The sequence below is a fragment of the Rhodoferax sp. GW822-FHT04A08 genome, assembly GCF_058801025.1.
The window spans coordinates 1-12,285 of the sequence record NZ_JBXAMW010000018.1 but is presented as its reverse complement, the minus strand read 5'-3'; the positions used below and the strand labels follow the sequence as shown (position 1 = coordinate 12,285).

Below are 12,285 nucleotides of genomic sequence, written 5' to 3'. Positions count from 1 at the left end.
TATGCGTTTGCTACATATCATCACCAGCGCTAACCCAAAGGGTGGCGGCCCTATCGAAGGCGTACGGCAACGTGGCCTGCGGCTACAAGACATGGGCCACAAGGTAGAAGTTCTGACACTGGATGATCCTGCCGCGCCATTTGTTACAGACTTCCCCTTGAAGGTGCACGCCCAGGGCCCTGGCGCAGGGGGTTACGGCTATAACTCCAAGCTTACGTCATGGCTTGAGATGCACGTTGATAAATACGACATCGTTATCGTAAATGGGCTTTGGCAATACACCAGCTTTGGAGCTTGGCGCGTATTGCATCGCAAGAAAATTCCCTATTTTGTTTTTACACACGGAATGCTTGATCCGTGGTTCAAGCATGCCTATCCGCTCAAACACCTGAAGAAATGGCTGTACTGGCCGTGGGCAGAATACCGCGTCCTGCGAGATGCTCAGGGCGTTTTATTTACTTGTGAAGAAGAGCGGCTATTGGCACGAAAATCGTTTTGGCTGTACCGTGCCCGCGAAGCTGTGGTGAGCTATGGCACCAAGACACCACCGGACAATGCCAAGGTTTTGCGTGAAACATTTTACTCAGCCTACCCTGCGTTGCGTGGCAAGCGCGTGCTGTTATTCCTGAGTCGTATCCAAAAAAAGAAGGGCTGCGACCTGCTGATCGAGGCTTTTGCAAAGGTTGCTTCGCAAGACCCAACACTGCACCTGGTGATGGCTGGACCTGACCAGACTGGTTGGATGGAAACACTGCAGGTTCTTGCTGAACGCCTAGGCGTGGCTGATCGCATCACATGGCCCGGCATGCTGCAGGGAGACATGAAGTGGGGAGCGTTTTACGCCAGCGAGGTATTTGTTCTGCCTTCGCATCAGGAAAATTTTGGCATCGTGGTCGCCGAGGCATTGGGTTGCGGCCTGCCAGTTCTGATATCCGATAAGGTCAATATTTGGCGCGAGATCAAAAGTGATGGTGCTGGTATCGTTAGCACCGACAGCGTAGCGGGAACCACAGGAGCCTTAACGCAATGGCTCAGTCTGGACATAACCAGCCGCGAACGAATGGCACTCCAAGCCACGCTCACCTTCAACAAGCGATTCACCATCGAGTCCATGGCCACCAGCCTGCTCGACACGGTGCAGAGTCTCTCTCAATGAGGCACAAACCATGAAGATCACTGTGTTACAGGGCGCCTTTCTGCCAGTGCCACCAGCCTTGGGCGGTGCTTGCGAAAAGATGTGGTTTCTGCTGGGCCAGAAGTTTGCGGCGCGCGGCCATCAGGTGGCGCATGTGTCCAGGTCGTGGCAAGGCTTTCCTGCACATGAGCGCATACAGGGTGTGGTCCACCTGCGGGTGCGCGGGTACCAGACGCCCACGCGGCTGCTTTGGCTCAAGCTGCTGGATGCCATCTACACCTGGCGCGCCATCCGCGCCATTCCGCCGGACACCGATGTGGTGGTCACCAACACCTTCTGGGCACCGCTGTTCATTCCCCTGTTCCGGTCCGCCAAGGTCTATGTGGATGTAGCGCGCATGCCCAAGGGCCAGATGCGCCTCTACAGCCGCGCCGCACGGCTGCGCGCCAACTCCACGCCGGTGCTGGAAGCGATTCGTGCCGAGCTGCCCATTCACCGGCAGTCGCAGGCCAGTGCCATACCCAACCCGCTGCCCTATGAACCCGCGCACTCGGTGGAGTGGGCAGGCAAGCAATCCATGATCCTGTTTTGTGGACGCCTGCATCCAGAAAAAGGCCTGGACCTGCTGGCGCAGACGGTCAATGCCTTGCCGCCCGGTTGGGTGCTGACCCTGGTCGGGCCATGGAAGACGTCTGAAGGCGGTGGCGGCGCTACCTATGTGGACCACCTGAGGGCGCTTTTCGATCCCGCCAAGGTGCGCTTTGAAGAGCCCGTCTACGACATCGAAAAGCTCAACCAATTCTACCAGCGTGCGGCGATATTCGTCTATCCATCGGTGGCGGAAAAAGGTGAAACCTTCGGCCTTGCGCCCCTGGAAGCAATGGCCTGGGGCGCGGTGCCGGTGGTCTCCAGCCTGTCGTGCTTTCGCGACTTCATTCACGACGGTGACAACGGGCTGTTCTTTGACCACCGCAGCCCCTCGGCCCAGAACCAGCTGGCGCAGTGCGTGCTGCGCCTGGTCGAAGACGCCGATCTGCGCTCGCGTCTTGCGGCCCGTGCACTGCAGGTGCGACACACACATTCTGCAACGGCCATTGCCGACAGCTTCCTGGCCGACTTCGAAAAACTCCTGGCAACGCCATGACACGGGCAGCGCTGCATACCCACCGGCAGGACTCGGCCTATGCCAGTCCGTGGACGCGCGGCGAGCAGCTGCGCATGCTGCTGTGGAACCTCTGCTGGGCCGCGTTCTGCTGCTGGACACCCAAACCCCTGAACCGCTGGCGCTTGCTGTGGCTGCGGCTGCATGGTGCAACGCTGCACGGAACCCCGTTTGTGCACCAGCGCGCCCGCATCGCCATTCCCTGGAAGCTCACCATGCACCATCGAGCCTGTCTGGGTGATGGCGCCGTGGCCTATACGCTGGGCGAGATTGAAATCATGCAGGACGCCACGGTGGCGCAGGAGGCCTACCTCTGCACGGGAACGCACGACTTCAGCTCGCCCGTCAGGCCCCTGCAAACAGGGCGCATCGTCATTGGTGCGAGCGCCTTTGTGGGTGCCCGCGCCTTCGTGATGCCGGGCGTGTCCATTGGTGCGGCAGCCATCGTGGGGGCCTGCAGCGTGGTGACCAAGGACATAGCCGCAAACGACCGCGTGATGGGCAATCCGGCGCGTTCATCCAGTCCCCGCCATACCACTTCTGCAAACCGGAGCACAACATGACACCACAGCTCGTACCCGTATCCCGCTGCGCCCCCGGCGTACTGCTTGCGCTCAAGGGAAAGCTGGACGACTTTTACGCAAAGGTCACTGACTACAGCGCCTTTGCCACGCCGTCCGACCAGGTCCACTGCTGGCAACATATTGCCGATCACATCAAGGCCCGCTCCCGCAGTTCGGGCAAGGTCCGCGTTCTGGAAGTCGGTGCGGGAATGAGCGGGTTCGGCAATTTCCTGAGCGGTCAGAATCTGCGTGACCAGTGCACATGGGTGGTGCAGGACGTGACTTCCCAGAATCGCACCTGGCTTGAGCTGAATGCGGACGAAGTGCACATCGGTGAAGTCGATTCGGCTGCGCTGGAGGGAGACTATGACGTCGTCTTCTCCACCTTCGTCCTCGAGCATGTGGTCAACCCGCAGGCGCACCTCAATGCACTGGCTCGATTGGTCAAGCGGCGCAAGGGAACGATCTTCATCTTCTGTCCCCGGTACGACGTTCCTGGATATGCAACGCCGTCGAGCCGCCATCTTGCAACATCACGGCGCTTGCGCTTCATGGGCCAGGGGCTGTTCTCGCGCCTGGCAACGCTGCTCACGGGCAGCCCCGCGTTCCTGGTTCAAACCGACCTGGCGGCATTTCACCAACCGTTTTTTACCGACGCAGACGCGGTGCACTGGGCATCGGTGTTTGATCTGAAAAGCTGGGCCCGCAGCCACAAGGCATCCTCACGCTCCCTGAAGCTGGGCAACCCCCGATTTCCCTCCAAGGACTGGGTGGTCAAGCGCATGCTGACGATTGGAATTGCCATCACGTTCGACCGATGAATTCCATATCCGTCCTCATACTCACCAAGAACGAGCAGCAGGACCTGCCGGGCTGCCTGGCGTCTGTGGCTTGGTCCGACGACGTGCATGTGCTGGATTCGCACAGCACCGATGACACCCTGCAGATCGCGCAATCTGCGGGTGCTTCGACCACGTTGCGCGTCTTTGATGGATACGCCAGCCAACGCAACGCGGGGCTGCAGCTGCCGTTCAAGCATCCGTGGGTTCTGATTGTGGACGCCGATGAGCGCATCCCTTCCGCGCTGGTTGAAGAGATGCAGGCCTTTGCGGCGTCGGCCGAGCCACAAACCGCCGCGGCACGCATGCAACGGCGCGATATCTGGTGGGGTACCTGGCTGCGGCACGCGCAAATTTCCCCGTACTTCGTCAGGCTGGTACGCGTGGGCCGCGCCCGCTATGAGCGCGAAGTCAATGAGGTGCTGGTCGTGGACGGCGCGATTCACGACCTGCGCCATACCTTTGACCACTACCCTTTTTCCAAAGGCCTGGACCATTGGATTGCAAAACACAATGTGTATTCGCGCATGGAGGCGCAAGTCATTGCATCGGGCAACGGCGTAGAACCCGCCTGGGGCAAGGCGCTCTTCGGCAAGGACTTCAATGAACGCAGGGTGCATCAGAAAGCCATTTTCTATCGCCTACCCGGTCGCCCACTCATCAAGTTCCTCTACATGCTTCTTGCACGCAGGGCGTTCTTGGACGGTGCGGCCGGCATGCGTTACGCAACGCTGCAGGCGATCTATGAGTACATGATCGTGTTGAAGGTCAAAGAGCTCAGGCATGCAGCGCAGTCCGAGCCACCGGGTCTCTCCCCATGAAGATCCTGATCTACAGCGCCAACTTCGCGCCCGAGACGGTCGGCATCGGAAAGTATTCGGGTGAAATGGCAGCATGGTTGGCCGAACAAGGGCACCAGGTACGTGTCGTGGCCGCGCCGCCCTACTACCCCGACTGGCGACTGGCTGCCGGCTATGCATGGCCGCCCTACCGGCGCGAGCGATGGAGAGGCGTCGATGTCTGGCGCGCGCCCTTGTGGGTGCCGGGTAGCCCCGGCGGTCTCAAGCGCGTGGTGCATCTGGTGACGTTTGCGGCTTCATCACTGCCCGTCATGCTGTACCAGTTGGTGTGGCGGCCCGATGCCGTGATGACGGTGGCACCCGCCCTGGTGTGTGCTCCAACGGGATGGCTGGTGGCGCGGCTGTGCGGTGCCAAGGCGTGGCTGCACATTCAGGATTTCGAAGTCGATGTGGCCTTCCAGATGGGGCTGCTCAAAGGGCGCACGCTACAGAATGTGGTTCTGGGCCTGGAGCGCTGGCTGCTGCGACGCTTTGACCGGGTCTCCTCCATATCCAACAGCATGGTGCAGCGGCTGCGGCACAAGGGTGTGGCGGCACACAAGGCCGTGCATTTCCCCAACTGGGTGGACCTGAGCCATGTGCGCCCCCTCGCGGCACCAAGCAGCTACCGGGCAGAGCTGGGCATTGCAGTGGCTACCAAAGTAGCCTTGTTCTCCGGCACGCTGGGCGTCAAGCAGGGCTTGATGGTGATACCGGAAGCGGCCCGCCATCTGGCCCACCGGTCGGACATCCTGTTCGTGGTCTGCGGAGATGGCGCGCTCAAGCCGCAACTCGAAGCTGCGGCACAGCAGTTGCCCAACCTCAAACTCCTGCCACTGCAACCGTTTGAGCGCCTGGGCGATCTGCTGGGCCTGGCAGACATGCATCTGTTGCCACAGAGCGCGGAGGCTGAAGACCTGGTGCTGCCCTCCAAACTCAGCGGCATGCTGGCCAGCGGGCGCCCCGTCATTGCCACTTGCAGGCAAGGAACCGAGATCGCTTCAGTCGTCAGCCTGTGCGGGAAAGTGGTGCCGCCTGGTGACAGCCTGGCACTGGCAGAGGCCATCGCGCAGCTGGTCGATGATGACCACCACAGCGAAGCGCTGGGACACAGGGCACGTGGTTATGCCGAAGAGCATCTGGCCACGGATAGCGTTCTGGCACGCATGGCAAACCTGCTCGGAACGCCATAGCCCATGCGCCATTTGCTCTTGGCGACGGTCGAAGACCCGCATAACCCCAAGTCATGGAGTGGCACGCCTTTCAACATGCGCCAGGCACTGGAACGCAACTTCGAACGTGTGAGTGTGCTGTCTTCCGGGACCCCGCAAAGAGGATTGCTGGATGGCGCATTGCGCTTGGCATGGGGTCGCCAGAAATACCCGCTGTGGATGACACGCACCGCGCTGAAGGCCTATGCAAAGCGGTTGAAAAAGGAAGTGCAGGAGCAACGCCCGGATGCGGTGCTGTGCATCTCCAGCCAGCACCTGATTTATGCCGGAGCGCTCGACGTTCCGGTCTACATGATCTCGGACGCACCCTGGATGGCCTACAAGCAGGCTTACCAGGCGTATGAGTCCATGCCCTTGCTGGCCCCCACCTACGCCAGGCTGGAGGCTGATGTGGCCAAAGGCATCGCCGGCGTCATCTACCCTACTCCCTGGGCCTGCAATGAAGCGATCAGGCGCTTTGGTGTGGATACCCACAAAGTCCACTTGCTTCCCTTTGGCGCCAACAGCCATTGCGTCGATTCAGATGAACAGGTGTCGGCCCGCGTCCGTCAGCGCAAGCTCAATCCCCTGCGGTTCCTGTTTATCGGGAAGGACTGGGAGCGCAAGGGTGGACCTTTGGCGGTGGAGGTCGTGAACACGCTCAACGCACAAGGCGTGCAAGCCAGCCTGGATGTGATTGGCTGTCAGCCCGCTTTGGAGACACGTGACCCGTCACACGTTCAAGTCCTGGGCTACCTTTCGCCGGACAAGCCGGAGGACCGCGCGACGATGGCTGCGGCATTTGCCGAAGCGGACTTCTTTCTTGTCCCCTCCCATGCCGAGTGCTTTGGCCTCGTCTTTGCGGAGGCTCAGTCCTACGGCTTGCCCTGCATCGCACTCAACAGCCAGGGCATACCCGGTGTGGTGGACGACCAGACAACCGGCCTGCTGTTTGATGCATCCACAAGCGCCACGCACATTGCGCAGCGAATCCTTGCGCTGATCCAGGCGCCCGGTGCCTACCAGCGCATGGCGCTGGCAGCCCGCATGAAATTCACCCGCGAATTGAACTGGGCCACCTTTGGCAGCCGCATTCGCTCCTTGATCACCTCCTCTTCAGGCCAAAGCCATGACAACACCCCACCGTGATCGCAAGGCAGACCTGTTGCGCATCTGCAGCCTTGCTGCCTGCATCGCCGACAGTGCCCATGCGGCAGACCCCTTGAGTACGGAAAGTTCCGCTGCTCCCGTCGTTTTCAATGCGTCCAGGAGTGCCCGGCCCGGCGACATCGTGGGTCTGCAGGGAGAGAACTTTGGCAAGGCTCCCGTGGTTACGCTGACCCGACCGGGTGAGCCGCCGCTGGACTTGCCGTTGGTAAACCAGTTTGGCACGGGATGGCTGTCTTTCCGGATTCCGGAGTCAGCCAACGGCGCATTGGCCGTGCGTGTGGACAACGGCCAGACTGCCAGTGCGCCTATTCTGCTCAATGCCGCACGCGCCTTTCACCTGGACGCCATGCAGATCGTGCCCAAGGGAGCCTTCAGAATCTTTGGGCGCAATCTGCTGTTACCCGGTTTCACACCGTTGGTGACCGTGGGCGGATTGCCAGCAACGGTAGACACCGCCTCCAGCGACGAGCACATGCTGCAGGTCACCGCACCGGACGGATTGCGTGCGACCAAGAAGGTTGTGATAACCGTGGACAACGGCAACGGCACAGGACCGTCTGCACTCGATAGAGACATTGACGTGGCAACGTCTGGCCGTGGCGATCCCTTCGCGCTGGGTGTGGGATGGGGCGCCGCTTTCAGCGACATCGCCATACGCGTTGTGCGCGCTGACACGGACACGCGCCTTGGCAACAAGACGCTGTGCAACGGCGCTGCAGATGACACGGCCGCAATCCAGGCCGGCATAGACAAACTGGCCGCAGCGGGCGGCGGTGTACTGCAACTGCCCGCTGGCAATTGCCGACTGGCTGGCAGCGTGGCGCTCAAGTCCCGCGTGGTTCTGCAGGGCTCTGGCAAGGATGCGACGCTCGTCCAGTACGAAGCCAGCTATCCGCTCATGGCAAGGTCACAAGACTTGGTAGGCGTGCGCAACCTGACGCTGAAAAATATACGCGCGGGTATCGAAAGCCCGCTGATGCAAAACAATACGCGGATCTTCTTGCAGAACGTGCGATTTCTGTTGGGTGGCGGCATCCATATGTACCTGTCGGGCAATACCAACTTTGTGGTGACCGACACTGAGTTCATTCAACCCAAAAATGCGGGTGGCTATGGCCCGTACACATTGGGCTCCAGCAGTGGCTTGGTATTTACACGCAACACCACGACCTTCGCGGACGGCGGAACCAACTTCTCCAGCATTCATGACGCCTATCTGGTGGGCAACCGCTTTACCCGCGATGCCCGCGGCAACCAGAATTCCAAGGTCGTCACACACAGCCTGGCGATGGACTTTGCCCATCGGGTTGCCACTGTCGGCAACACCTTTGACGTTCTGGGTGGCCCCATCGTGAACAAGGTCCGCAATGATGGGGAAACCCTGTTGACCGAAGGCGGCGGTGGACGGCGCACGGAGAACCTGGGCACAGTGGCGCGTGCCACGCCGATCACCTTGTCAGACCCGGCCAACAAACTGAACGTTGCGCTGTTTGAAGGTGGCGTCATTCCAGAAAACTATGGCGTAGCCATTGTGGGTGGCAAAGGTGCGGGCCAGACGCGAAGAGTGATGGCCTATCAGGCCGACACCATCACGGTGGACCGCGATTGGGACGTGGTGCCGGACAACAGCAGCCGCTATGTGACCTTTATCTGGGGTCTGGAAAAGTCACTCATCAAAGGCAACACGCTAACCCAGAACCCACGTGGCATCTGGCTATATCAAACCGCAGTACGGGACATCGACATTGTTGGCAATGTATTTGAAGAAGGTGGTGGCATCTACTTGCGTTCGGCTCAGAACATCACAAACCGCTTGTTCACCCCCATGTACAGCGTGCGCATTGCAAATAACAAGATAACCAACACCACCGGGGAATGGCGCTCTTACATCAGTACCTTGTTCGTGCGTATGGATGAACAGGACTTTGGCGTTGGCACGGTAGGCGTGGAAGTCCGTGACAACACCATGCGAGCCAACACCCCAAATTTGACAATGCCGCAGGAGGAATCAGGCGGAGCGGAGGGTTTTGTGAACCGCATGCATGCAGAAGGGTCTAGCCAGGCTCAGTCGCTGAACCAGACCCGGTTATTGGGAACCATCTTTCAAAACAATACCTGCGTGGGCTGCAACATAGGCGTCATCGTGCGAGATGGCGCAAAGGGTACGGTTCAGGATGGAAACACAACCGTGCAGGCGCCAAAGCTCCCTTAGGCTGTGTATCAATATAGGCTGAAGGGTAGTCGTGTTCTGTTACCCCGAGCACATATTTCCATCCATTCGGACTAGAAAATAGCAGTCCGTCGACGCACGCCATTTCATGGTTCTTGTGTAACTTTATTGTTTTGTGACAACCACTGTCACAAACAGGAGTACACCATGAAGATTCGATTGATTCACGTGCTGATGTTGGCACTTTCGCTGTGGACCGTCAGTGCATCGGCGGCAAACGTGACGGCGTCCATGCTGGTCTCCCAGGCCGGCGGCTTGTCCTGGGAGGAAGACCTCTCCGGCCTCATGACACAGTTGCAGGACGGGACGAACTATGGCGACCCGGACATGTATTACGCCGTGTCCGCCATCAACAACAGTTCGCAGAAACAGACCTACACATTCACCATTGGTTCGGCAATCACGCCTACTGTGAGTGGAACCAACACGGTGTATGCGGAGTTTTCGGGTAGCCTGACTGGCCGCAGGGGTGTGGTCAAGAGCATTGACTCCGTCTTCAGCAGCGGCATTCAAAGGGTTGAGCTTTCCGCAGACAACGGGTTGACGTTTGTGAATGCCGGAGTGGATGTGGGGCAAGGCACCACTTCGACCGGTGCCAGCAGCATCTTCGGCCTGTATTCGGCAACCAACCCGAATGGACTGCAGGGCCAGACCTGGAACTACATGCGACTGGTTAGCACATTTACACTGACCGGTAATAGCGCTGTCGCATTGACCGGCTACGCTTCGGTCACCCCCGTGCCCGAAGTGGATGAGGCGGCCATGCTACTGATGGGTTTGGCCATGCTGGCTTCCGTCGCGCGCTACCGACGCACCAAGCTTGACACCTGAGAACTGATGAACACATCCAAACTACTGGGGGCCAGTCTGCTGGCCGCAGCGCTGATCGCCCCCTTCCCCTCTCTGGCGCTTGTGGGAGGGGCCGGTGTTGCGCCGAACAGCGCGAGCTCGCCGTGGTCTGGGGTGGGAAGCCTCAGTGTAGGGGGCAATCTGTTCACCGGGACGCTGATTGCACCTGGCTATGTGCTGACCGCCGCGCATGTGATGACGGGGGCCAACGCGTCCGATGTCAGCTTCGAGGTGAACGCTGGCAGCAGCTACAGCGTGGCAGCCAGCCAGATCTACATCAATCCGGACTACACCGCCAGCACCGCAGGCAATGCGCCGGGGGACCCCACAGTGCACAACGACCTGGCCATCATCCGCCTGGCAGATGCGGTAGGCACGAACATTCCGTTTTACAGCCTCTACACCGGCAGCCTGCAGGGCGCTGACCTGAACTTTGTCAGCTTTGCCGGCAGCACTTCGGTGAAGAAGACCGGCGAGAACATTGCCGACGTGGTACTCAGCAATGCCGCAGGAACCAACCAGACCTACCTGTTTGACTTCGACGGCCCCGACCTCAGCACCAACCGGCTGGGCGCCAACATCAGCGCCAACGGCACCTTGGGGGCCAACCGGGAAGCGTCCCTGGTCAACGGCGATTCCGGCAGTGCCGCCTTTGTGTACGTCAACGGGCAGTGGCAGTTGGCCGGCATCAACACCTTCGAGGTGACGTTTGCGTCCGGCCCCACCACCAGCGGCGCCTATGGCACGGGCGGCGGCGGCATTGCGCTGGCAGGCTATTCACAGTGGATCAGCAGCGTGATCGCCGCTCCTGTTCCCGAACCGGAGAGTTGGGCGCTGCTGTTGGTAGGATTGGTCGGTATGGTCCCGCTGATACAGCGTAAAAAAGGAACTCCATGGACGCCACAAAACTCGTCATCATCCCCGGTAGCGCGCGCGAAGGCTCGCTCAATCGCAAACTCGCCGCAGTGGCCGCCAAACTGGCAGAGGCTGCGGGAATGGCAGTCACGACAATCGACCTGCGCGCTCTGAATCTGCCCATTTACGACGGCGATCTGGAGGCTGCAGCCGGTGTGCCGCAAGGTGCACATCAGCTGCAGCAAGCCATTGTGGAAAGTGACGCCGTACTGATCGTTACCCCGGAATACAACGGTTTCCCTACCCCGCTGGTCATCAATGCATTTGACTGGCTGTCACGGATTCAGGGCTCCCCCACGCAGCCTGCCGGACTATCGGTTACGGCCAACAAACCGGTCGGCCTGCTGTCCGCATCCCCCGGTCCAGGCGGTGCGCTGCGCTCCATGAACTTCATGCGGCAGTACCTGCAAATGGCGTTTGCCATGCTGGTAGTACCCCAACAATTTGCCCTGGGCAAAGCCCATGAAGCCTTCGATGAAGCCGGTGCACTGAAGGACGCCAGAGCGGCCCATTCGGTTGAAACCGTGCTGACTTCGCTCAACGCGCTGGCCCAGGCACTGAAGGAAGCCCAGCGCCACCGTTAGACTCGAGGACCACATAAAAGACGGGTCTTCAGATATGGGTGGCGGCAAAAGAGCGTTCATTACAGCCATGACGGCGCTGTTTGCCATTGGCGCATACGCCGCTCCGTCCTGGACCTTGGTGGACGAAGACGAAAACATTGCCATGTCAATCGACGTGCAGTCCATGGTCACCAGCCCAGAGTCCGTCATCGTGGACGTGCGGATCGTCTACAAGCACACACAGCAATACGAGCAAACAGACGGTACCACCGTCCCCTATATTGCCGCGGTGGGCCCGTTCTACTTCGGCTGCACAACCAACAAGTTCGGCGTCGCCAACCGCACCACCCTCTACCGGTCTGCCGACACATCAGAAGCCCCAATCGGCACCTATCTGGACAAGTCCTTCACCGGCAAGTTCTACATGCTGGACGCGCCGCCCGGCCCCACCCTGCAGAAAATCGCCAAGCTGGTTTGCTAGGCGGCTTCTTCGGCGCCCAGGTCACTGGCAATCAATTTGAACTGTTCCAGCGCGGCTTGCAGGTCTTCCACAATTTCCTGCGCAATCACGGCGGGCGGCGGCAGGTTGTCGCTATCGGCCAGCGAGTCGTCCTTGAGCCAAAAAATATCCAGGCTGGCCTTGTCCCGCGCCACCAGCTCTTCATAGCTGTACGCACGCCAACGCCCGTCCGGGCTTTCAGGTGACCAAGTGGCCTTGCGCTGCTGTCGCTTGCCTGTCTTGTAGAGCGTCACGAACTCGTCCAGGTCTGCGCGCGTGAGTGGGTTGGTCTTGAGCGTGAAGTGCTTGT

At 59.9% G+C, this 12,285-nt stretch carries 12 protein-coding genes and 1 pseudogene; 12 read left to right on the top strand and 1 reads right to left on the bottom strand.

The genetic code is table 11. The features are described 5' to 3' along the window. The first annotated feature begins 1 nt into the window (after position 1). The 12 genes from AC1RMF_RS23150 (at position 2) to AC1RMF_RS23095 (ending at position 11,957) form a co-directional block, all read left to right on the top strand. Entirely contained in the window at positions 2-1,156 is a 1,155-nt protein-coding gene (locus AC1RMF_RS23150; RefSeq protein ID WP_493144626.1) for a glycosyltransferase, read from the top strand. 10 nt (positions 1,157-1,166) lie between these two features. Next, complete coding sequence (locus AC1RMF_RS23145; protein ID WP_493144625.1) at positions 1,167-2,279, top strand: glycosyltransferase family 4 protein; 1,113 nt, start codon at positions 1,167-1,169, stop codon at positions 2,277-2,279. Beyond that, positions 2,276-2,860, top strand: a complete 585-nt coding sequence (locus AC1RMF_RS23140) for an LbetaH domain-containing protein (protein WP_493144623.1) — start codon at positions 2,276-2,278, stop codon at positions 2,858-2,860. Before AC1RMF_RS23145 ends, AC1RMF_RS23140 begins: the two co-directional genes overlap by 4 nt. Continuing rightward, a complete protein-coding gene (locus AC1RMF_RS23135) occupies positions 2,857-3,681 on the top strand; it encodes a class I SAM-dependent methyltransferase (protein ID WP_493144621.1) in 825 nt (274 codons plus the stop codon). The genes AC1RMF_RS23140 and AC1RMF_RS23135 overlap by 4 nt, the downstream gene beginning before the upstream one ends. After that, complete coding sequence (locus AC1RMF_RS23130; protein ID WP_493144620.1) at positions 3,678-4,520, top strand: glycosyltransferase family 2 protein; 843 nt, start codon at positions 3,678-3,680, stop codon at positions 4,518-4,520. Before AC1RMF_RS23135 ends, AC1RMF_RS23130 begins: the two co-directional genes overlap by 4 nt. Continuing rightward, the gene (locus AC1RMF_RS23125) at positions 4,517-5,731 is read left to right on the top strand and encodes a glycosyltransferase WbuB (protein WP_493144619.1); all 1,215 of its coding nucleotides are present in this window, start codon (positions 4,517-4,519) and stop codon (positions 5,729-5,731) included. The genes AC1RMF_RS23130 and AC1RMF_RS23125 overlap by 4 nt, the downstream gene beginning before the upstream one ends. A 3-nt stretch (positions 5,732-5,734) precedes the next feature. Next, positions 5,735-6,898 carry a glycosyltransferase family 4 protein gene (locus tag AC1RMF_RS23120; RefSeq protein ID WP_493144618.1) on the top strand — a complete coding sequence of 388 codons (1,164 nt, stop codon included), beginning with the start codon at positions 5,735-5,737 and terminating at the stop codon, positions 6,896-6,898. Continuing rightward, entirely contained in the window at positions 6,879-9,131 is a 2,253-nt protein-coding gene (locus tag AC1RMF_RS23115) for a right-handed parallel beta-helix repeat-containing protein (protein WP_493144616.1), read from the top strand. The genes AC1RMF_RS23120 and AC1RMF_RS23115 overlap by 20 nt, the downstream gene beginning before the upstream one ends. Positions 9,132-9,296: 165 nt before the next feature. Then, positions 9,297-9,980, top strand: coding sequence for a hypothetical protein (locus tag AC1RMF_RS23110; protein ID WP_493144615.1), 684 nt, complete (start codon positions 9,297-9,299; stop codon positions 9,978-9,980). Between the two features lie 6 nt (positions 9,981-9,986). After that, positions 9,987-11,027 carry a trypsin-like serine protease gene (locus tag AC1RMF_RS23105; RefSeq protein ID WP_342617491.1) on the top strand — a complete coding sequence of 347 codons (1,041 nt, stop codon included), beginning with the start codon at positions 9,987-9,989 and terminating at the stop codon, positions 11,025-11,027. Next, on the top strand, positions 10,913-11,497 hold the full coding sequence (locus tag AC1RMF_RS23100) for an NADPH-dependent FMN reductase (protein WP_493144679.1): 585 nt from the start codon (positions 10,913-10,915) through the stop codon (positions 11,495-11,497). Before AC1RMF_RS23105 ends, AC1RMF_RS23100 begins: the two co-directional genes overlap by 115 nt. A gap of 67 nt (positions 11,498-11,564) precedes the next feature. Next, a complete protein-coding gene (locus AC1RMF_RS23095) occupies positions 11,565-11,957 on the top strand; it encodes a surface-adhesin E family protein (RefSeq protein WP_493144612.1) in 393 nt (130 codons plus the stop codon). Here AC1RMF_RS23095 and AC1RMF_RS23090 read toward each other — a convergent pair. Further along, a pseudogene (locus AC1RMF_RS23090) lies at positions 11,954-12,285 on the bottom strand (SAM-dependent DNA methyltransferase); the annotation flags it as partial. The gene AC1RMF_RS23095 and the pseudogene AC1RMF_RS23090 overlap by 4 nt on opposite strands.